This is a genomic window from Caldalkalibacillus thermarum (genome assembly GCF_014644735.1).
Classification (GTDB): Bacteria; Bacillota; Bacilli; order Caldalkalibacillales; family Caldalkalibacillaceae; genus Caldalkalibacillus; species Caldalkalibacillus thermarum.
In genome coordinates this window covers 50176-71508 of the sequence record NZ_BMKZ01000005.1, presented here as the reverse complement: position 1 = coordinate 71508, position 21333 = coordinate 50176, and the positions used below count along the sequence as shown (strand labels likewise).

16 protein-coding genes, 1 other RNA gene, 1 pseudogene and 1 other annotated feature are annotated in these 21333 nt (G+C 50.5%); of the genes and pseudogenes, 1 reads left to right on the top strand and 17 read right to left on the bottom strand.

Features of this window, described 5'->3' with window-relative positions; all coding sequences use genetic code 11:
- Positions 1 to 9 precede the first annotated feature (9 nt).
- From recD2 to IEW48_RS03375, 5 genes are all read right to left on the bottom strand, one after another.
- Positions 10 to 2313 (bottom strand): SF1B family DNA helicase RecD2, encoded by a 2304-nt coding sequence (gene recD2, locus IEW48_RS03395; protein ID WP_007503600.1) that lies wholly within the window; start codon positions 2311 to 2313, stop codon positions 10 to 12.
- A gap of 25 nt (positions 2314 to 2338) precedes the next feature.
- Positions 2339 to 3466, bottom strand: coding sequence for a tRNA 2-thiouridine(34) synthase MnmA (mnmA, locus tag IEW48_RS03390; RefSeq protein WP_042684541.1), 1128 nt, complete (start codon positions 3464 to 3466; stop codon positions 2339 to 2341).
- Between the two features lie 90 nt (positions 3467 to 3556).
- Complete coding sequence (locus tag IEW48_RS03385; protein ID WP_188622575.1) at positions 3557 to 4696, bottom strand: cysteine desulfurase family protein; 1140 nt, start codon at positions 4694 to 4696, stop codon at positions 3557 to 3559.
- Positions 4697 to 4732: 36 nt separating this feature from the next.
- On the bottom strand, positions 4733 to 5149 hold the full coding sequence (gene cymR, locus IEW48_RS03380; protein WP_188622574.1) for a cysteine metabolism transcriptional regulator CymR: 417 nt from the start codon (positions 5147 to 5149) through the stop codon (positions 4733 to 4735).
- Positions 5091 to 5792 (bottom strand): YczE/YyaS/YitT family protein, encoded by a 702-nt coding sequence (locus tag IEW48_RS03375; RefSeq protein ID WP_229703919.1) that lies wholly within the window; start codon positions 5790 to 5792, stop codon positions 5091 to 5093. The genes cymR and IEW48_RS03375 overlap by 59 nt, the downstream gene beginning before the upstream one ends.
- Before the next feature lie 166 nt (positions 5793 to 5958).
- Between IEW48_RS03375 and IEW48_RS03370 the strand changes: the two genes are divergently transcribed.
- Complete coding sequence (locus IEW48_RS03370) at positions 5959 to 7299, top strand: AAA family ATPase (protein ID WP_188622573.1); 1341 nt, start codon at positions 5959 to 5961, stop codon at positions 7297 to 7299.
- Here IEW48_RS03370 and IEW48_RS03365 read toward each other — a convergent pair.
- The 12 genes and pseudogenes from IEW48_RS03365 to secD all read right to left on the bottom strand — a co-directional run bounded on the left by IEW48_RS03365 (position 7284) and on the right by secD (position 21327).
- Positions 7284 to 8102 carry an ABC transporter ATP-binding protein gene (locus tag IEW48_RS03365; RefSeq protein WP_188622572.1) on the bottom strand — a complete coding sequence of 273 codons (819 nt, stop codon included), beginning with the start codon at positions 8100 to 8102 and terminating at the stop codon, positions 7284 to 7286. The two genes, IEW48_RS03370 and IEW48_RS03365, sit on opposite strands and share 16 nt — an antisense overlap.
- A gap of 234 nt (positions 8103 to 8336) precedes the next feature.
- Positions 8337 to 8519, bottom strand: a non-coding RNA gene (ssrS, locus tag IEW48_RS03360) — 6S RNA.
- A 63-nt stretch (positions 8520 to 8582) separates the two neighbouring features.
- Positions 8583 to 10355 carry an aspartate--tRNA ligase gene (gene aspS, locus IEW48_RS03355; protein ID WP_188622571.1) on the bottom strand — a complete coding sequence of 591 codons (1773 nt, stop codon included), beginning with the start codon at positions 10353 to 10355 and terminating at the stop codon, positions 8583 to 8585.
- A complete protein-coding gene (gene hisS / locus IEW48_RS03350) occupies positions 10355 to 11635 on the bottom strand; it encodes a histidine--tRNA ligase (RefSeq protein WP_188622570.1) in 1281 nt (426 codons plus the stop codon). The genes aspS and hisS overlap by 1 nt, the downstream gene beginning before the upstream one ends.
- A 112-nt stretch (positions 11636 to 11747) precedes the next feature.
- Positions 11748 to 11981, bottom strand: a binding site (T-box leader).
- A 75-nt stretch (positions 11982 to 12056) separates the two neighbouring features.
- On the bottom strand, positions 12057 to 12221 hold the full coding sequence (locus IEW48_RS03345) for a hypothetical protein (protein ID WP_188622569.1): 165 nt from the start codon (positions 12219 to 12221) through the stop codon (positions 12057 to 12059).
- Positions 12222 to 12353: 132 nt separating this feature from the next.
- Complete coding sequence (gene dtd, locus IEW48_RS03340) at positions 12354 to 12800, bottom strand: D-aminoacyl-tRNA deacylase (protein ID WP_188622568.1); 447 nt, start codon at positions 12798 to 12800, stop codon at positions 12354 to 12356.
- Positions 12801 to 12822: 22 nt separating this feature from the next.
- A pseudogene (locus IEW48_RS03335) lies at positions 12823 to 14987 on the bottom strand (RelA/SpoT family protein).
- A gap of 173 nt (positions 14988 to 15160) precedes the next feature.
- Positions 15161 to 15676, bottom strand: a complete 516-nt coding sequence (locus tag IEW48_RS03330) for an adenine phosphoribosyltransferase (protein ID WP_188622567.1) — start codon at positions 15674 to 15676, stop codon at positions 15161 to 15163.
- Entirely contained in the window at positions 15666 to 18047 is a 2382-nt protein-coding gene (gene recJ / locus IEW48_RS03325) for a single-stranded-DNA-specific exonuclease RecJ (protein WP_188622566.1), read from the bottom strand. Before recJ ends, IEW48_RS03330 begins: the two co-directional genes overlap by 11 nt.
- Positions 18048 to 18107: 60 nt before the next feature.
- Positions 18108 to 19037: a cation diffusion facilitator family transporter gene (locus IEW48_RS03320; RefSeq protein ID WP_007506366.1), complete on the bottom strand. Its 930-nt coding sequence runs from the start codon at positions 19035 to 19037 to the stop codon at positions 18108 to 18110.
- A 93-nt stretch (positions 19038 to 19130) separates the two neighbouring features.
- On the bottom strand, positions 19131 to 20057 hold the full coding sequence (gene secF, locus IEW48_RS03315) for a protein translocase subunit SecF (protein WP_007506365.1): 927 nt from the start codon (positions 20055 to 20057) through the stop codon (positions 19131 to 19133).
- Positions 20047 to 21327 carry a protein translocase subunit SecD gene (secD, locus tag IEW48_RS03310; RefSeq protein ID WP_188622565.1) on the bottom strand — a complete coding sequence of 427 codons (1281 nt, stop codon included), beginning with the start codon at positions 21325 to 21327 and terminating at the stop codon, positions 20047 to 20049. The genes secF and secD overlap by 11 nt, the downstream gene beginning before the upstream one ends.
- Between the last annotated feature and the right edge of the window lie 6 nt (positions 21328 to 21333).

Below are 21333 nucleotides of genomic sequence, written 5' to 3'. Positions count from 1 at the left end.
TAAACATGACTAGGAGTGATTGCCAGCCAGCCACTCCTGAAGTGTTTCTTTTAAGTGGGTATAGCGGATCGCTGCCTCCTCCCGGTCAATAGCCGCATCAAATGCGTCTTTTTCGCCGCACAGAATCAAATATTCTTTTCCCCTGGTGATGGCGGTGTACAACAAATTGCGCCTTAACATCCGCTGGTACGATTTCACAACAGGAACAACCACGATGGGGTATTCACTGCCTTGGGATTTGTGAATGGAGCAGCAATAGGCCAGGGTCAACTGATGGAGTTCACTCTTCTTGTAACGCACTTCTTTATGTTCAAAAGCCACCACCAATTGGTCTTCCTGCTCTTTCGTCTCCTGTGCCAAAAGGATAGCGGTCACTTCCCCGATATCCCCGTTAAAAACGTGTTGCTCCAAGTTGTTAACCAGCTGGAGCACTTTGTCTCCCACACGGAAAATGTGATCCTTTACCTTTAATTCCCTCTTGTGCTCTGCTGGTGGGTTAAACGTTTGCTGTAACGCTTCGTTCAAAGCATCGATCCCGGCTTTCCCCCTGTACATGGGCGCCAAGACCTGAATGTCTTTGGGTGTATATCCTTTGTTTAAAGCGGATTGGCACACCCGCGAGACCACATCCACCACCTGATCGCTGGAGCAGGGAAAAAAGCGCCGGTCAGGCTTGGGCTGGGTTATATCCTCCTGCAAGCGGCCGTTTTTAATTTGATGGGCCAGGCTAATGATGGACGAATCCTGCGCCTGGCGGAAGACATCCTTCAGTTCCACTACAGGAATTTGACCGCTATCCAACAAATCGCGCAGCACCTGTCCCGGACCAACTGAGGGCAGCTGATCCTGATCCCCCACCAAAATGACGTGAATATCGTCCGGCAGAGCCCGGAACAGTTGGTTAGCGAGCCACTGATCCATCATGGACGTTTCATCAACGATAAGCAATTTTCCTTCCAGGGGTCGGTCTTCCGAATAATCAAACTCCTGTCCCCCTTTCCAGCCCAGCAAGCGGTGAATGGTAAAGGCAGGCAGTCCAGTGGATTCCTCCATCCGTTTAGCGGCCCTGCCAGTCGGGGCCACGAGCAAGAAGGGAAACGGCTCCTCCCTTTGGGCATAAACGTTAGGATCAAGGGGCAAGTCGTAAATCGCTGCAAAGAGCTCCACAATCCCTTTAATCACGGTGGTTTTTCCAGTCCCTGGCCCTCCCGTTAAAATCATGAGTGAACTGTGCAAAGCTTGTTCAATGGCTTGTTTCTGGCTCTCCGCATACTGGATACCAAGCCTATCTTCCAATTCTCCCAAGGCACGTAAAAATTGGTCATGAGAAACTGGCAGCTCTACCCGTCTTTTGACCAGCTGCTTAACTTTCTTGGCAAACCCTTTTTCGGCAAAGAACAGAGAAGGCAGATACAAACGGTCATCCTCCAAAATAAGCTTCCCCTCTTCGGCCAATTCCAAAAGTTGCTGTTCAATCCTTCCCTGGTCAATCTCTTGTTCCCCGCTCTCCATTTCCCCTTGCTTGTTCAGCCACTTTTGAACCCCGGGAATCACCAGCTCAAGGGGATAATAAACGTGGCCATTCTGCTCCGCCTGCTCCCATAAAAAATAATGGCAGGCAGCCCGGATCCGTTCTGGTGCATCATAACGGATGCCCATGGCCCGGGCGATGGCGTCGGCCCGTTTGAAACCAATGCCCTCGATATCCTCAATCAGCTGGTAGGGATTATCCTCCAACACTTGCATCGCCCGCTCAGCATAGGTTTGATAAATCTGAATGGACAGGGACAATCCTATGCCATATTCACCCAATTTGACCATAATCTGTTCCAATCCCTGATACTCCAACAACCTGCGATACATCAGCTGGCGCTGCTCTTCGCTTAAGCGGGGCACTTGCTGCAAAACATCCGGATTTTCCAAAATCAGCGTAATCGCCTTCTCCCCCAGCGTATCCACAATGCGGGTGGCTGTTTTTTCTCCTATACCGGGAAAAAGATCACTGGATAAATACTGGATCACACCTTCCCGCCCCTGGGGAAGTTCTTTGCGAAAATAATCAACCTGGTACTGCCGTCCAAAACGGGGATGTTCCTTCACCTGTCCCCAAAAGGTGTACAGTTCCCCTTCCAAGAGAGAAGGATAGTAGCCTACTACCGTCATTTCTTTGTCATCAATATCCTCAGTTGCCTCAACTATTTTGATTTTACTGACGGTGTACAGGTTGTCCGTGTTATGGAAAATCTCATACTTTAGCTTGCCCTTGATGTAAGGACGGCTTTCATCAAACAGGGAAGGTTGAATCACGTCCATAATAACGACTCCTTTTAAGACAACTCTAGACTTGGACAAGGGCCTGCTGGATACGTTTCTCATCCTGAATAGCCACATCGATAATTGCCCCACCCAAACATTCTTCACCATGGTAAAACACCACTGCCTGGCCGGGTGTAATCGCTCTCTGGGGCTCGTCAAACATGACCCGGCAGCGCCCGCCGTCCAACACTTCCACGGTGCATGGCTTATCGGGCTGCCGGTAGCGGAATTTGGCTGTGCAGGTGAAGCGCTGTCCGGGTGGGTTCCCTTTGATCCAATTCAGTTGGGAAGCTTCCAGCCCTTCAAAATACAGATAAGGATTGTCTTCCCCTGCTTCCACATACAAAATGTTCCGCCCAAGATCTTTATCCACCACAAACCACGGGCCTCCCGGACCACCGATGCCCAGTCCCTGGCGCTGGCCAATGGTGTAGTACATTAAGCCGTCATGTTTGCCTTTCAACTCACCGGTTGATTTTTGGCGGATTTCACCCGGCTGGGCCGGGAGATAATTGCTTAGAAACGCTTTAAAGTTCCGCTCACCGATAAAACAAATGCCTGTGCTGTCTTTTTTCTTGGCATTGGGCAGACCGGCCTCTTCAGCGATTTGCCGCACTTGTTGCTTATGCAAATGGCCGATGGGGAATAAGACCTTGGACAATTGGGCTTGGTTCAGCTGATTAAGGAAGTAAGTTTGGTCTTTGCCCGGGTCCTTCCCGCGCAGCAAACGGTGGTAACCATCCTTCAGATCCACCTTGGCATAATGGCCTGTCGCCACAAAGTCAGCCCCCAAGGACAGGGCATGATCCAAAAACGCTTGAAACTTAATCTCTTTGTTGCACATGACATCGGGATTAGGCGTACGTCCCGCTTTATATTCATCAAGGAAGTAGGTAAAGACACGGTCCCAGTATTCCCGCTCAAAATTAACGGAGTAAAAGGGAATGCCCAACTGATGGCAAACGGCGACCACGTCATGATAATCCTCCGTGGCGGTGCAGACCCCGTTTTCATCTGTGTCGTCCCAATTTTTCATAAAAACCCCAATCACATCAAACCCTTGTTCTTTTAACAGCAAGGCAGTAACCGATGAATCGACGCCCCCCGACATGCCCACCACCACACGGGTCTCTTCCGGCGGTTTTGTCAGGCGTGCCGGGTCAATGTCTGGCAAGTGATCTTTCAGCATGATCTTACACTCCCTTCCTTATTGAAGTAGGCTAGGCCAATGAGCAGGTAATTAAGCCTGCAACCGTTTAATGATCCTCGCTGTTTTATAAGCCACCTCTTCGATTTGTTCCAGCGTGTTGCCCAGCCCGAAGCTGAAGCGAATGGCGCTTCCCGCCCGTTCCTCATCACCGTACATGGCCAAAATGACGTGGGAAGGCTGCAACGAGCCAGCTGTGCAGGCCGAACCGCTTGAAGCAGCAATGCCTTCCAAATCCAGGTTCATTAACAACGCATCTGCTTTAACACCAGCAAAACTGAGATTAACAATATGTGGCAAACAATGGTCTAAATCGCCATTGATTTGAAACACCACTTGTTCTGCCCTTAGGATATCTAAAAAACGCTGGCGAAGCCCGGCATATTTCTCCCTTTTTGCCTCTATATCCTGCTGGGCCAACTTTAAGGCTTCAGCGAAACCAATAATGCCTGGCACATTTTCCGTTCCTGCCCGGCGGTTGCGCTCCTGGGCCCCGCCGTACAGAAGGGGGTGCAACTTGACCGTCTCGCGGACATACAAACAGCCGCTTCCTTTGGGCCCGTTGATCTTGTGTCCGGAAAAGGAAACCAGATCAACCGGGAGGGTCGACACGTCAAAGGAGAGCATGCCCAAAGCTTGTACCGCATCGGTATGAAAAAGGATTCCTTTCTCCCGTACAAGCGCCCCGATCTCTTCCACCGGCTGCACGGCCCCTGTTTCATTGTTGGCATACATCACACTGACTAAGATGGTATCTTCCCGCAGTGCCTCCCGCACATCATCAGGGCGTACACGGCCGTTTTCATCAACGGGAAGATAAGTCACTGCAAATCCTTGGGATTCTAAATATTGACAAGCATGCAGCACAGCATGATGCTCTATCTGAGAAGTAATCACATGATTCCCTTTTTCTCTAGCAGCAAAGGCAACACCGAGAATGGCCATGTTATCTGCTTCTGTTCCGCCGCTGGTAAAAGTAATCTGTTTCGCCTCAGCCCCAAGCAAGCGGGCAATGGTGCGCCGGGCCTCTTCCACAGCCGCTTTTGTTTCCCGTCCGAAAACATGAATGCTGGAGGGATTGCCAAACTGCTTGTCCATATAGGGCAGCATGGCTTCAATTACCCGGGGGTGAACAGGTGTGGTTGCTGCATGATCTACATAGATACGGCGCATGGTATGCCCCTCCTAATCTTAACTGGATAATTTGGTTTAAATATAGAACATATAGCTCTCTTCGCCCTCATCCTTATAGTTGATCAAATCCTCTAATGTTGTTGAGTCCAATACCTCTGAAATGCTGTCCCGGATGCGCCGCCACAGGTCCCGCTTGGCCGGGTCTTTTTCTTCTTCAAACTCCACTGGGTTGATGGGCCCTTCCAATACCCGGATCACGTCACCAGCCGTAATCTCCCTGGGTTTTTTTGCCAGGACATAGCCTCCGTAGGCGCCGCGGATGCTTTTCACCAGACCAGCATTGCGCAACGGGGAGATCAATTGTTCCAGGTAGTGTTCCGACAAATCATGGATTTCCGCTATTTTTCGCAGCGAGATGGGGCCTTTGCCATAATTATTGGCTAACTCCATCATGATGGTTAGCCCGTATTGGCCTTTTGTTGAGATTTTCAACAGAGACACCTCCGATCAATTTATCAACCACTGTCTGGCACTGTGGCAATGTAAAACCAACGATTGGGCCGATCAACAGCGAAAACAGCAGCGTGCCCACAAAGACAGGCCCCCCCAATAGCCAACCCGCGATGAGTACCACCATCTCCATCCCTGTGCGTACCCACTGTACTTTCCAGCCGGTCTTTTCGCTAATGGCGATCATCAGCCCGTCTCTCGGTCCAGCTCCACAGCGCGGAGCAATATACAAGCCGATCCCGTAACCCATCACAACAATGCCAACCAGCAGCATGACCAGTTGTCCTCCCCAATGGCCAGGCGTCTTCAACCAGGGAAGCAATAAAAATAAGTCGATAAACACCCCGACCAGCAGCATGTTGATCACCGTGCCGGCCTGGGGTTTAGTGCGGGTCAACAGCCAGGTGAGGGCAATAATGGCGATACCGACCAGAATGGACCATAAGCCGATCGTCAGACCAAATTGGTAATACAGCCCAATATGAAAAACATCCCAGGGGGCGTTGCCCATGTCCGCCCTGATCATCAGTACAATACCGAAGGACATGACCATCAGGCCCAACATAAAAATAAGCCAGCGTATCACCCATACGCTGCTTGCGCTCCGCCTCTGTTCTCCTCTCACGTACAACCCTTCTCTCTATACTCTGACGCTCTTTTCCGTTGTATTATAGCACGAAACCGTGCTGTGTGCATGGTCTGTATTCCCTTTTGGTTTTCAATTGTTTTTCTTTCTATTGTACCACATCCTGTATTTAAGTTAAGATGAGTGTAGAAAGGATGGGACAACAATGGACTTATTTGATTTCGGTCACGCACAACATCGTGTATCGGAGCCTTTGGCCAGCCGGATGAGGCCCCGGACCCTTGACGATATGGTGGGGCAGGAACACATTATCGGCAAAGGCAAACTGCTGCGCCGGGCCATTGAAGCTGACCGGCTCACGCCCATGATTTTTTACGGTCCTCCGGGCACCGGCAAAACCACCTTAGCCAAAGTGATCGCCAACACCACACAAGCCCATTTTGAACAGGTGAATGCGGTCACTTCCGGAGTGGCCGAAGTGCGCAAGTTGATTAATGAAGCCAAAGACCGGTTAAAAATGCACCAGATCCGCACGGTTCTGTTTATTGATGAGATTCATCATTTTAATAAATCCCAACAAGATGCCTTGCTCCCTTTTATTGAAGAAGGCACCATCATCCTGATCGGGGCTACGACTGAAAATCCCATGTTTGAAATTAACGGGGCCTTACTGTCCCGCTCCCGAATCTTCCGCCTCCATCCCTTGGAAGACCATCACATCCGGGAGATTATCCGCCGGGCGCTTGAGGACAAAGAGCGGGGGCTGGGCGAACAGGACATCATTTTGACGCCCGAAGCCCTTGATCATATTGTCAATGTGGCCAACGGAGATGCCCGCAATGCCTTAAATGCGCTGGAACTGGCCGCCCTGACCACCCCGCCCGATGAACAGGGACGCATCGTGATTGATCTAGAAGTCGCCCAGGAATCGATCCAGCAGCGCATGGTGCAATATGACAAAAACGGTGACCAGCACTATGACGTGATTTCGGCCTTTATCAAAAGCTTGCGCGGCTCTGATCCTGATGCCGCCCTGTACTGGCTGGCCCGCATGATTTATGCTGGTGAAGACCCCCGGTTCATTGCCCGCAGACTGTATGTGCATGCTGCGGAAGATGTGGGGATGGCTGATCCCAGAGCGTTACAAATCGCCCATGCTGCCGCCTACGCTGTAGATTTTTTGGGCATGCCAGAAGCACGCATCCCTTTGGCCGAAGCCACCATCTACATTGCCACTGCGCCTAAAAGCAATGCGGTGATCAAAGGAATCGATAGTGCCTTAGAGGCGGTGGAAAAAGAAAAAAACGGCCAGGTCCCCCTTCATCTCAGGGACAGCCACTATAAAGGAGCCCACAAACTGGGCCATGGCCAAGGATACAAATATCCCCACAACTTCAAAGGCGGCTACGTCAAGCAGCAATATCTGCCCGATTCACTCACAGGGCGCAGCTTTTACTCACCAACAGATCACGGATATGAACGCACAATTAAAGAGCGCCTGAAATACTGGCGCTCCCTTGAGTCACAACATCAAGGTGAAGAATAACTAAGAGGCTTGTTCACACTGATCCAGGCCCGGCCATGCTTCCAAGCCACATCGAGGCTGAGCCCAAACGCTTCTGCAAGCATGGACGGGTTTAAAACCTCTTCTTTTTTTCCAGCGGCCACAATGCGACCTTCTTTTAAAAGGAGAGCATGGCTAAAGCAAGGCATAATTTCTTCAATGTGATGAGTCACATACAGCAGTGTGGGACCATTCTCTTGTGCAGCCAGCTGATCCAGACTGGCTAACAACGCTTCCCTGGCCCGCAAGTCCAAACCGGAACACGGCTCATCCAAGATAATTAAATCCGGCGCAGTCATCCAGGCCCGGGCTAACAAAACTTTTTGTTGTTCACCACTGGAGAGTGAACCGAACGGTTGGCGGGCTTTGTGCTCCACGTGGAATAACGACAGATAATAACGGGCTTGTTCCACGTCATCTTGGTCAACCTGTTGCCATAATCCGATGGAGGCAAATTTTCCGCTCAACACGATGTCCTCTGCTGGCAAGTGTTCATAGGCACGGTAACGTTCGGCCAAAGCCGGGCTGACCCAGCCAATCGACCGGCGCAGACAGTGAATGTCTGCCTTACCTAAACGCTGGCCAAGCACATGTATCTCCCCTTGGCTTGGCCACTCATAAGCACAGATTAAATTGAGCAAGGAGGTTTTACCGGAACCATTCAAACCGACAATAGCCCAATGCTCTCCTCTTTTCACCTGCCATGAAATGTCATCCAATATGGTCCGGCCATTCCGTCTCCAATCCACCCGCTGCACATCTATCACGCTTTGTTCTGGTCTCACCTTTTTCCCCACTCCTCTTTCACATTCAATATATGCTAACATTCTGTCAATTTCTTATCTAATGGTAACATATTTGCTTATTGTTTGACAGATACCCCCGCTTTTAGCAGCGCATGTTTGCCAGACACCCCGACTGTTTAATCAACCCCGCAAGCCAATCAAAGCGAAACAAAACAGTAAGGGTTGTTCATCGTTTCCGACGAACAACCCTTACTGTTTAAAGTAGGAAGAAAAAAGAGTCCCAAATTTGCCGTGATTTACATGGTTTTGAATCCCTGTCTCGGCAGGTGGGTGTCCTGCTCCTTGCTTCACATGTCCTCTCCAGATAGAGGCTTATGCTCCACAAGAAGACTCCGGACTCCCTTTGTGTTGGTGTTGGCTCAAAACTTCCGTAAACCACGTACAACTCAGGACTCTCTGCTGTCTGTCATTATGATAACACAGCTTAACGGCGAATGCAATTGCTTTGTGGCAGGAAAGTTACACCTTTAGCTTGGTGGTAACAGCTAAAGCCAGCTCCTCTAATTGTTTCTCATCAACGGCAGAAGGTGCGCCGGTCATCAGGCAGCTGGCACTGGCCGTTTTTGGAAAGGCAATGGTTTCGCGCAAATTGCTGACACCTGCCAACAGCATCACAATCCGGTCAAAGCCAAAGGCAATTCCACCGTGGGGAGGTGTGCCATATTCAAAAGCTTCCATCAAGAAGCCAAACTTCTCTTTTGCTTCTTCAGCGGAGAAGCCCAAAAGGGCAAACATTTTTTCCTGCACTTCCCGTTGATAGATGCGCATGCTGCCGCCACCAATTTCATAGCCGTTTAGCACCATGTCATAGGCCTGGGCCCGCATCGCTTCCGGATTGGTGTCAAACAGCTCCAAATCCTCTTCCCTTGGCATGGTAAAGGGATGGTGCAAGGCCACATAACGCCCTTGTTCTTCATCGTATTCCACGAGCGGAAAGTCAGTTACCCAGCAAAACTTATATTCCTCTTTGTTAATGAGGCCCAATTCTTTACCCAGCTTAAGACGCAAAGCTCCGAGCGCTTCCGCCACCAACTGCTTTTGGTCAGCAACGAACAGGAGCAGGTCGCCTTCTTCTGCTTCCAGGACCTGTTTGATCCCTTCCAGTTCTTCTGGGGTAAAAAACTTGGCGATCGGACCTCTCATTTCTCCCTCTTTTAAAGCAAACCAGGCTAAGCCTTTGGCCCCATAGCGGCCCACATACTCGGTCAGCTCATCAATTTTCTTGCGGCTAAATGCGGCACATCCTTTGGCATTAATCCCTTTCACCTGGCCCCCGTTTTTCACCGTTTGGCTAAACACCTTGAAACTGCTGTTTTTAACCGTTTCGGAAACGTCTTTCAGTTCCAGGCCGAAGCGCAAATCCGGTTTGTCAGAGCCGAAGCGGCTGATCGCTTCCTCGTAAGTAAGCCGCTCGAAGGGCAGAGCAACTTCCACCCCGATCGTTTCTTTAAGCAGACGGGCAATCATTTCCTCCATTAAAGTTTGCAAGTCCTGGGCAGACATAAAGGAGGTCTCAATGTCCACCTGGGTAAATTCAGGCTGCCGGTCCGCCCGCAAATCCTCATCCCGGAAGCAGCGTACAATTTGATAATAACGCTCAAAACCAGCCACCATTAACAGTTGTTTGAAAATCTGCGGAGACTGGGGCAAGGCAAAAAACTCGCCAGGATGTACCCTGCTGGGCACAAGATAGTCCCGGGCCCCCTCTGGAGTGCTCTTGGTCAGCATTGGTGTTTCAATTTCCAGAAACCCGTGCTCATCTAAAAAATTGCGGATGGCTTTGGCCGCCTGATGGCGCAATTTAAACACCCGCTGCATGGCAGGACGGCGCAAATCCAAATAGCGGTACTTGAGCCGGACGGCTTCGTCCACATCCAGTTTATCTTCCAAGGTGAAGGGAGGTGTTTTGGCAGGATTAATCACTTCCACCTCTTCGGCGTACACTTCAATTTCTCCGGTGGGGAGTTTACGGTTGATGGTTGCTTCATCCCTGGCCACCACACGCCCTTTCACAGCCAAAACATATTCGCTGCGCACCTTTTCAGCTGTAGCGAACGCTTCTTGATGTTGAGGATCAAACACAATTTGGACAATACCGGACCGGTCCCTTAGATCAATAAAGATCAAACCTCCCAAGTCACGCCGCTTATTGACCCAACCTGATAAATGTACCTCTTGCCCGATGTGGGCTTTGGTGAGCGTTCCGCATCCATGGGTACGTTTGAAACGCATTATACACCAACCCCCTGTTCACACTGTTTGAGTAGAAATGCTTCTGCTTCGGCATAGGCATATTCCTGCTGTTCTCCTGTAGCCAGATTTTTCAGCACCACAACCCCTTTAGCCAATTCATCTTCTCCTACAATGGCCGCATATTTGGCTTGATAGCGGTCAGCAGACTTCAACTGACCCTTTAATCCGCGGTCAAGGAAATCCTGTTCCACTTTTAAGCCTGCTTTCCGCCACTGGTGAACAAGTTTGAAGCCTTGCCGTTTGGCCGCTTCACCCAGCGTGACGACAAAACAGTCCAGCCCGTCAGTAACAGGCAGCTCAATACCCTGTTTTTCCAAAGCCAAGAGCAAACGCTCGATACTTAAAGCAAAACCGATTCCGGGCTTATCCTGGCCCCCGATTTCAGCGACCAAGCCATTATACCGGCCGCCGCCACAGATGGTGCCAATGGCCCCGATCCCCTCCACCATTATTTCAAAAGCGGTCTGGGTATAATAGTCCAAACCACGAACCAGGCGTGGATTAATCACATAAGGAATGTTGAGCTCATCTAGGTAACGTTGTACCGCCTCAAAATGGGGCCGGCAATCCTCACATAAATAGTCCAGGATAGAAGGCGCATCCTTCGTCAATTCCTGTGTTTTTGGATCTTTGCTGTCCAAGACCCTGAGCGGATTGCGCTCCAAGCGGGAACGGTCTTCCGGTCCCAGCTCTTCCTTCACTTCTTCCAAAAAGGCGACCAGGGCCTCCCTGTGCTTGGGCCGGCAGTTCTGGCAGCCCACGCTGTTTAATTCCAGGCGCAAGCCAGTTAAGCCCAATTCAGCGTAAAACTGCATGGCCATGGCAATCACTTCGGCATCAAGCAGCGGATCTTTGGAACCGATTGCTTCGATGCCAAACTGGGTAAACTGGCGCATGCGTCCCGCCTGTGGACGCTCATAGCGGAACATGGGGCCAACATAATACAGCTTGACCGGCTGTTTGGGATCAGCATAAAGCTTATGCTCCACATAGGCGCGCACCACCGCTGCCGTTCCTTCCGGACGCAAGGTGATGCTGCGGTCCCCTTTGTCAATAAAGGTGTACATCTCTTTCTCAACAATATCGGTCGTTTCCCCTACACCACGCTGAAAAAGTTCGGTATGCTCAAAAATGGGGGTGCGGATTTCGGCATAATTAAAGCGACGGCAAAGGTCACGGATCTTGTTCTCGATATAGTGCCATTTTTCCACTTCCCCGGGCAGGATATCAGCCGTTCCGCGCGGGATTCGAATGGTCATCCTTGCTCCTCCTTTTTTAAGTTTAAACCTGTATTGGTTATAATGGCGCAAAACAAATATGTATCAGGCCTGATGGATGGATATATAGCAAAAAACCCGCCCCCGATTCAAGATCAGGGACGAGTTGTTTACACCCGTGGTACCACCCTCATTGGTAAATGGCTTTGGGCCATTTACCCACTTTACCCTTAACGCGGGTCACGCCGCTATTTACTCGAGCCTCTCTTTCAATAGCGGTCCTACAGGATGTCTTTCAACAAGCGCGGCACTAGAGAAGCACTTTCAGCCACGGTGCTTCCTCTCTGTCTAGGCGCTGCTTGTCTACTCTTCCTGTCATCGGATCCGTTTACGATTGTCATAATTGTTTTTTAATCTTACTGCATCCTTCAAAGCATTGTCAAGACCTGCTGTGACCGGTCTATTAAAGTCTTTTCGCTTGACGGATCTGGATGACACGCTGATTGAATTCCCGGGCAATTTCCATGTCTTGTATCGTCGTTTCTTTGTCCAGCTGGTCACGAAAATCAACGCCCATTCTGCGGGCCATGGCTTGCTGACTCATTGTCTCTTTCAGTTTGCGCCTCATTCCCTGTTCCTCGCCTTCAGTCGTTTGGTATCTAGTGTTGCCAAACCTCCACATTTTAAAGCTCAGACAGGGAACAGGGCGGTACAGAGCCTCAATCAGCAACAACCTCCATAGAGAAAACGGAGACTGGTGTTAACGCTCCTGGCTGTCGATGATCAAGGTCACCGGGCCGTCATTAACCAGCTCCACCTTCATCATGGCCCCGAATTCTCCCGTTTCCACGTGCACGCCTTTTTCCTGCAAGTCCTGATTAAACTTTTCGTACAGTGCTTTGGCCTGCTCAGGTTTGGCCGCTTGCATGAAGTTTGGCCGCCTGCCCTTGCGGCAATCCCCATACAGGGTGAACTGGGACACGGACAAAACTTGTCCACCCACATCCAACAAAGAACGGTTCATTTTACCTGTTTCATCTTCAAAGACACGTAAATGGGCCACCTTTTCGGCCAGGTAGGCTGCATCCTGGGATGTATCCTCATGGGTGACACCTACTAGCACCACAAAGCCATGCTCAATCTGGCCAGTGATGTGTCCATTGACCGTCACTTTGGCTTGTTTGCTGCGTTGCACAACCACTCTCACGGCTGATCACCCTTGTTCATGGTTATTGGGTCACGCGCTGTACCGAGAAAATGTCCCGGATTTGTTTAATCCGTTCCACCACTTTATGCAGATGATCTATGTTGGAAATGGCCAGCGTCATAGAGATGGAAGCCATCCGGTTGCGGTCCGTCCGGCCTGAGACAGCAATAATATTGGTTTTGCTTTCATTGACCACCTGCAATACTTCGTTCAAAAGCCCCCGCCTGTCTAAGGCGGTAATCTCAATGTCTACATTATAGCTGTAGTCAGGTTCACCTTCCCACTCTACGGGCAACAGACGTTCCTTTACTTCTTCACGCTGGACATTGGGGCAGTCTTGGCGGTGAACGGAAACACCACGTCCCTTGGTGATAAAACCGATAATCTCATCGCCCGGAACCGGATTGCAACAGCGTGACAGGCGGATCAGCAGGTTATCAACGCCCTTCACTCTCACCCCGTGGGCAAATTTTTTACGTCTTTTGTCCTGCGGGACTTCAGGCAGTTCTACTGGTTTTTCCAGTTGCTGCTCGCGGCGCAGTTTTTCAGTCAGGCGGGTAGCAATCTGACTGGCGGTAATGCCGCCGTAGCCCACAGCAGCATACATATCTTCCTGCCCCTTAAAGTTAAATTTCTTGGCCACCTGGTCCACATTTTCCTCGGTCAGCACCTGTTTGAGGTCAAAACCTTGCTTGGTAATTTCATTTTCAACCAGTTCTTTGCCTTTGGCAATACTTTCTTCCCGCTTCTCTTTTTTGAAAAATTGTTTAATTTTGCTTTTTGCGGTGGAAGATTTAGCGATTTTCAGCCAATCCCTGCTGGGCCCATAGCTGTGCTTGGAGGTTAAAATTTCTACAATATCGCCTGTTTTCAGCTCATGATCAAGAGGAACAATTTTTCCGTTCACTTTTGCCCCCACGCAGCGGTTCCCCACTTCAGTATGAATACGGTAGGCAAAGTCTAACGGCACCGATCCGGCCGGCAGCTCAATCACATCCCCTTTGGGGTAAACACAAAGACCACATCAGAAAAGAGATCCATTTTCAAGGATTCCATAAATTCACGGGCATCCTGGGCATCTTGCTGGCTTTCCAACACTTCCCTGAACCAGGTCAGTTTTTCGTCCAGGGCGGAAGGGGAAGTCTCTTTTAAGTTCTTCCCTTCTTTATAGGCCCAGTGGGCAGCAATTCCGTATTCGGCAGTGCGGTGCATCTCATGGGTCCGGATTTGGACCTCCAGAGGCTGCCCCTTGTAACTCATGACTGTGGTATGCAAGGACTGATACATATTGGGCTTGGGCATGGCAATATAATCTTTAAAGCGGCCGGGCAACGGTTTCCAACAGGTATGGATAATGCCCAGCACAGCATAACAATCCCGCACCGTCTCAACGATGATGCGGATGGCCATTAAATCGTAGATTTCGTTAAAAGCTTTTTTCTGCTCTTGCATCTTGCGATAGATGCTGTAAATATGTTTGGGACGCCCCGAGATCTCGGCTTTGATACCCACTTCCTCAATCTTCTGGCGAATAATCTCAATGACCTTCTGGATATGCTGCTCCCGTTCGGCCCGCTTTTGTTTCATCAGGTGAACAATACGGTAGTATTGCTGCGGATTCAAATACCTTAAGGATATATCTTCCAATTCCCACTTGATCGTCGAGATCCCCAAGCGGTGTGCCAAAGGTGCAAAGATCTCCAATGTTTCTTCCGCTTTTTTACGCCGCTTCTCCTCCGGCATATACTTAAGGGTGCGCATGTTGTGCAAGCGGTCCGCCAATTTGATCAGAATGACGCGCAAATCTTTAGCCATGGCCACAAACATGCGCCGGTGATTTTCAGCCTGTTGTTCCTCTTGGGATTTATACTTAATGCGTTTTAACTTTGTGACACCATTCACTAACAGTGCCACTTCTTCCCCGAACTGCTCTTCCAACTCTTCCACGGTTGCCGTCGTATCTTCAATCACATCATGCAAAAGAGCAGCAGCAATGGTAACAGCATCCAGTTGCAAATTAGCCAGAATGCCGGCCACCTCTACCGGATGATTAATATATTCTTCTCCCGACAGCCGGTATTGCCCTTCATGAGCGTCCCGGGCAAATTGATAGGCCCGTTCAATAAACTGGACATCGTCGGGAGAAAGATATGTTTTTACCTTGGTCATCAGTTCTTCTATGGTCATCCCAATCACCTTTGTCAAGCTTGGGACATTTTTCCCACACTCGTTTTTCCCATTATTATCTCTGAAACGGCTGAAATTGTAAAGAGAAACATCGCCCCCGCTCTAGTCACGGGGACGATGTAAGTTTTGGCAACTTGATCTCTCGCTTTTTGAATGATCGCCTGTGCGGATTGCTAGTACTGGACAAGGGAAAAAACATGATATTCAGGCTCTAATTTTTTCCGGCCATTGAGATAGGTCAGCTCGATCAAAAAAACACAGCCGACCACTTTCCCACCCAGTTGTTCAACAAGGTTGATGGTGGTGGAAATCGTGCCGCCTGTAGCCAACAGGTCATCGGCCACCAGCACTTTTTGACCTTGCCTTATGGCGTCTTTATGTATGGCCAGGGCATCTTGGCCATATTCCAGATCATACTCGGCTTGAACGGTCTCGGCAGGCAGCTTGCCCGCTTTGCGCACCGGTACAAACCCTTTGCCCAATTTATAGGCAATGGGTGCGCCGATAACAAAGCCTCTGGCTTCCGGTCCGACGACCAGATCAGCCCCTTTTGATTCAGCGTATTCAGCCAGCTTGTCAATGGCTGCCTGATAGGCCTGGCCATCTTTTAACAGGGTGGTAATATCTTTGAAGCGGATACCGGGCTGGGGGAAATCCTCAATCACTCTGATTTTTGATTTAAAATCCATATACTTCTTCCTCCTTACCTCTGTCCAAATTGGCCTCGTGACCGTCAATATGGTGGGATAAGTAGCGGATAAGTTCCTGGTACGGTGAATAAACAAGCAATTGTTCCAGCTGGATTTCTTCCTGTCTTTTCCGGTAACAGGGCGACTCAGTTAAATCTTTCTTTCTGGGACTGGGAACAAGGTGTATTTTGCCTTCCTTTATTGTAGCAAATTGCAGTTCCAAAAACACCTCTGTCATAAATTGCAAGGCATCCATGGTCCACCCTTTGCGTCTGGCCAGCTCTGGCCCCCAGGCCTGCAGATCAAAGGGACCCTTCTGGCGCAAGAAGGCGTAATACCACTTAAAATGCTCCCGTGTGGGCAGGGTGGAGAAAAAATGGCTGTCATCATGGCGGAACATCATATAAATCCGCCCCACATCTTTGAGCTGGCGGCACAAGCGGTGCAGTTGCTGCCGGGTACGGGGCAGGTCATACAAGACCACCGCGTCCGGACGGTCCAGAAGGTCAGGCTGTCCAACCTGGCCGTCTTGACCAATGGAAATATGCAATACACCTTCAAGGGGGCCTTCTGGCTGTGCTTCCCGGAAATAACACACCGCCACTGTCTTGTCAGCCGGCAAAAGGTTGATCTGTTCAGCCAGCCTTTTTTTGCTTCTCCAGTCAAAATACTGCCGTTCGCGAACTTGAAGATCAGCAATCAAGATTTGCGGCTTGCGCTCCCCATTCCACTCATTTATGGCCGGCTCCCCGACAAGGCTGACCTTAGCTGCCGGGCAGATGTGATGCACAACTTCTCCCCAGCCAAAGCCAATGGCCTCTAACGGGATGTCTTCCTGCTGGAACAAACATTTTAAGTGCTGGCCAGCTGCACCGACCTGGCGCAGATCTTTAATGTCCAGCTCTTCCACCAGGATCACCGGCTTGGGATTGCCTTCCCCGAAGGGGGCCAGCTTGCGCAGCTGTTCGATGGCCTCCACAGTCAATTCACTCACCGGGCAAGAAATGTCAACACGGGTTGCTGGCTGCAAATCTTCTTCCGTTAACCATTGTTCGGCCAATTGATCCAGACGGGTGCGTATGTATGGAATATGTTCAACGGCTAGACTTAAGCCGCAAGCCTGCCGGTGCCCTCCAAAATGGGGCAACCACTCTCGGCAAGAGAATAAAGCCTGATAAATATCAAAGCCATCAATACTGCGGGCAGATCCCTTGGCCATGCCGCTGTTTGAATCAATGGTCAAAACGACGGCCGGTCTGTAATAACGCTCCACAAGTTTGGAGGCGACAATCCCCAGCACCCCTTCATGCCAGCCTTCCTGAGCCACAACCAACGCTTTAGGTTTGACGCGGGGATATTCCCCTTCAATCATGTCCACAGCTTCCTGTACAATCTGCTCAACCAAACGCTGGCGTTCGGCATTCAACGCCTCAATGTTCTGCACGAGGGCTGACGCTTGAGCGCGGTCGTCCGTTAGAAAAAGTTGAACGGCCGTCTCAGCTGAGGCGAGCCGGCCGCACGAATTAAGCCTGGGACCAAGCACAAAGCCCACATGCTGTTCATTGATGGACACTTCACCCAACCCTGCCTTTTCGATTAGCACTTGCAGCCCAACGTGCCGGGTGCGGTTGAGCACATTTAGCCCGTGATAGGCAATCAGGCGGTTTTCATCCCTTAAGGGGACCAGATCGGCAATGGTGCCAAGGGCCGCAATATCCAGGAAGGCCTGGGGGGTATCATCCAGCAAAGCTTGAGCCACTTTAAGGGCAATGCCGGCTCCGGACAAGTCTTTGAACGGATAAGGGCAACCTGCTTTTTTAGGATTGATGACAGCCAAACTTTGGGGGAGTTCAGGAGGAGGCTGATGGTGATCCGTGACGATCACGTCGATGCCCTGTGCCATTGCATATGCCACTTCCTCCCGGCCGGTGATGCCGGTATCCACTGTGATCAGGAGCCGGACACCCTCCGCTTTAGCTTTGTCAATTGCAGCTTTGTTAAGACCGTAGCCTTCACTGAACCGGTTGGGAACATAATAATCCACTGTAGCCCCGAGCTGGGACAAAGTCTTATACATGATCACCGTGCTGGTGATGCCGTCGCAGTCATAGTCCCCATAGACACGGATTTTATCATTGTTTCGCACAGCGTCCTTAATGCGTTCCACCGCCTCCGCCATGCCGTCCATCCGGTAGGGGTCATAAAAGGTTTGCTTGTCAATATCCAATAACTGACGTGCCTGTTCCGCGTCCCATCCTCTGGCGGTCAACACTTTAGCCACTAGGGAGGTGAGTCCCAATTCCCTTTGAAGTTGCCTGGCCTGCTCCAGAGGGCAAGAGGCAACCTCCCATCTCGTTTGCGAAGCCAGCATATTCTCACTCCTTTTAATCCCCATTCATTATAATGGAAGGGAACAGGAGTGGCAATGTGCTTACGGCTTTTTTGGGAAAGAGGATGAGAAAGCCGGTTTTTCCCGGTAGGGATTGACATGCACGAGCACGTCCTGCACATGCTCATGATCTTTCATCAGTTTGTCTTTGACCTGCTTGCCGATCTGATGCCCCTCTTCCACTGTAAGGTCCGGGTCTACTGCAATCTTTACGTCAACAATCACATAATGGCCATGCTCCCGGGCATATAACTCATCGACCCGTATCACACCGTTTACCGATTCCACGGTTTTACGCAACTTTAGGGCATCTTCCTCATGCAGGACATGGTCCAGCGTATTGTGAATGGACTCTCTGCCCAGCTTCCAGGCGACTCTCATAACCAGCAAGGAGACCAGAATGCCAGCCAGCGGATCAAGGTAGACCAGCCACGGTAGGCCAAGATAGCCACCTAGCACAGCCCCGCCGATGCCGATTAAAGCAGCCACGGAAGATAACACGTCTGAACGGTGCTCCCAAGCATTGGTAATCAGGGCATCGCTGTTCAATTTTTTTCCCAGCCTGAATTTATACTGAAACATGAGCTCCTTCATCACAATCGAAAACAGGGCGACAAACACAGCGAGCACACTGGGTGTGACAGCCGGTGCAAACAAGGCCTGAAACGAACTGTAACCGATTTGCAACCCGGCCAGGAACAAGATAACCGCCACAATAATAGCCGCAATGGACTCTGCCTTGCCATGCCCATACGGATGGTCCGAATCAGGCGGCAGTTTGGCCGCCTTCAACCCGATTAACACCGCCACAGAGCCGATCACATCAGAAGCGGAATGGACGGCATCTGCCACCAGCGCCCGGCTGTTGCCGACCGTTCCCACTATGGCTTTAAGCACAGCCAAAAACAGGTTGCCGACAATGCCCACCCAGGCAGCAAACTCCGCTTGCTGAAAACGTTGCTTGGTTGTCATGTGAATCTCCCTTCTTTCTCTCTCTATTTTTTGCCCGTTGCCAACATTTTAGCCCTTAACAAACAAAAACCGTGGAAGAACTCCACGGCTGGTTCAGGCATTCTGGGGTTGGAACATCTTTTTTTTAAGCTCCCGTTTTTTCCATTCAAACCACAATTGGGCGGCAATAAAGATGGAAGAATACGTTCCGGCTAATAAGCCAATCAACAGGGCAAAGGAAAAGTTACGAATCCCCTCTCCCCCCAACAGATACAGGGCCAAGGCTGCAAAAACCACAGTGATCGATGTGTTTAAGGTGCGGGGCAGATTTTCCACGATGCTGCGGTTGACCAGTTGTTCCAAGTCTTCTACCCTTTTCAGCTTGGCAAACTTCATGTTTTCCCGCAAACGGTCAAAGATAACGATGGTATCGTTGATCGAATAACCCACAATGGTTAACACTGCAGCAATAAACGTCAGATCCACTTCCAGACGCAACAGGGCAAACACAGCCACAATGAACAGGGCGTCATGAAACAGGGCGATGATGGCCGCGATCCCAAAGCGGTATTCAAAGCGGATGGCCACGTAAATGATCACCGCTAGGGAAGCCAGCAGGATCCCGTATACCGCTTGATTGGCCAGTTCCCGGGCGACCAGGGGCGAAACGGTCGATTCGTTGATATCAATCTCACCAAACCGCTCGGCAAAGGCTTCGCGCACCCGATTAATTTCCTCTTGGTCCAAGGTGCCGATAAAACGCACTTCGGCTATCTCATTATTGTTGCCGATCAGGCGGATGTCACCAGGCTCCAGCCCAAGTTCGGCAAAGACCGCCTGCACATCTTCAGTGGTAAAAGGCTGACCCTGAATTAATATTTCCAAAGTGGAACCACTTTCAAAATCCACGCCCAGATTAAGACCCAGCACAGCAATGATGACAAGCCCCAGACCGATTAAGACAGCTGAGACGAGGAAATATTTATACCGGTGCTTGACAAATTGAAACCGGCTGGATTCTGGATCAAAATTAAAGTTCACTGATCTCACTCTCCTTCACACCGAACCAGCGGGGCTTGTTGTCAAAGGCCCGGCTGGCCACCAAGAGGCCAAGCAACAGGCGCGACCCCAAAACAGCGGTCACCAGGCTGAGCACAATACTGACAATAAGCATCAGGGCAAAGCCCTGAATGGCAAAGTCCCCGAAGTAAAATAGAACCCCTGCAGCAATGATGGTGGTAATATTGGCGTCCATAATGGTGCGGAGCGACCGTTTGGAACCCGCCCGGAAGGAGGACATCATCGTTTTGCCGGAGCGGATCTCTTCCTTAATCCGTTCATTGGTAATAATATTGGCGTCTACCGCCATGCCGATCCCGAGTACAAGAGCCGCAATGCCAGGCAAGGTTAGCACCGCATTCATCCAGTTGAAGACAACCAGGATGAAATACACATAAAAGAACAGGGCCAATGCAGCCACCAGACCGGGCAAACGGTAGTAAAGGAGCATGTACAGGGCGATCAGGGCCCCGCCAATCATCCCCGCCCTTACCGTCAAGTCCAGGGCCCGCTCCCCAAGGGTGGGACTGACGCTGCGCGCCGTCAGCTCCTCCAGCTGAACAGGCAAAGCGCCAGCATTCAGTAGGCTGGCCAGCTCTTCTGCTTCTTCATAACTTTGGAATCCTGTGATGCTTGCTTCAGTGCTTAACACACTCTTCACTTCAGGTGCTGACAAAAATTTAGGGTCCTCTTTTAACATTTCTTCCCGAAAGGAATCGGTTTCTTCATCAAAGTCGAGCCAAATCACAATAATATCATGCAGATATTCAGACGTAATCTGGCGGATGAGGTCTGGGTCCTTAAATTCCAACATGACGATAGGCCGGTTATACTCGTCAAACACCGCCCGGGCAGACCCTTCCTTCAAGTGTTCTCCCCCGAACAGAAACTCATCCTCCGTGTTGCGAAAGGAAAGACGTGCCTCTGTGGACAAAAAGCGCCGGGCCTCCTCTGGATCATGCACTCCCGCCAGGCGGACGCGGATGCGGTCTTCCCCTTCCACCCGCAGGTCGGGCTCGCTGACACCCATGGCATCAACCCGGCGGTATAAGGCGGTATATGTATCATGTAACAGGGACTGGGTGACCTGCTGTTCTTCGTTTACGGGTACAACCTTGTACAAAATTTCAAATCCACCTTGTAAATCAAGGCCAAGGGTGATGTTGCTGATGACACTGTCCACGCTGAAGGCCATAAACGTGAAGCCGCCGATAATGATGGCCAGGAAGATGACGATCATGCTCCATCTCATTAATCT

Coding starts and splice junctions, on each gene's coding strand:
- recD2 (WP_007503600.1), bottom strand. CDS start 2,313: ATGGACGTGATTCAACCTTCCCTGTTTGATGAAAGCCGTCCTTACATC.
- IEW48_RS03385 (WP_188622575.1), bottom strand. CDS start 4,696: ATGCGCCGTATCTATGTAGATCATGCAGCAACCACACCTGTTCACCCC.
- IEW48_RS03370 (WP_188622573.1), top strand. CDS start 5,959: ATGGACTTATTTGATTTCGGTCACGCACAACATCGTGTATCGGAGCCT.
- aspS (WP_188622571.1), bottom strand. CDS start 10,355: ATGCGTTTCAAACGTACCCATGGATGCGGAACGCTCACCAAAGCCCAC.
- hisS (WP_188622570.1), bottom strand. CDS start 11,635: ATGACCATTCGAATCCCGCGCGGAACGGCTGATATCCTGCCCGGGGAA.
- IEW48_RS03345 (WP_188622569.1), bottom strand. CDS start 12,221: ATGAGGCGCAAACTGAAAGAGACAATGAGTCAGCAAGCCATGGCCCGC.
- IEW48_RS03330 (WP_188622567.1), bottom strand. CDS start 15,676: ATGGATTTTAAATCAAAAATCAGAGTGATTGAGGATTTCCCCCAGCCC.
- recJ (WP_188622566.1), bottom strand. CDS start 18,047: ATGCTGGCTTCGCAAACGAGATGGGAGGTTGCCTCTTGCCCTCTGGAG.
- IEW48_RS03320 (WP_007506366.1), bottom strand. CDS start 19,037: ATGACAACCAAGCAACGTTTTCAGCAAGCGGAGTTTGCTGCCTGGGTG.
- secD (WP_188622565.1), bottom strand. CDS start 21,327: ATGAGATGGAGCATGATCGTCATCTTCCTGGCCATCATTATCGGCGGC.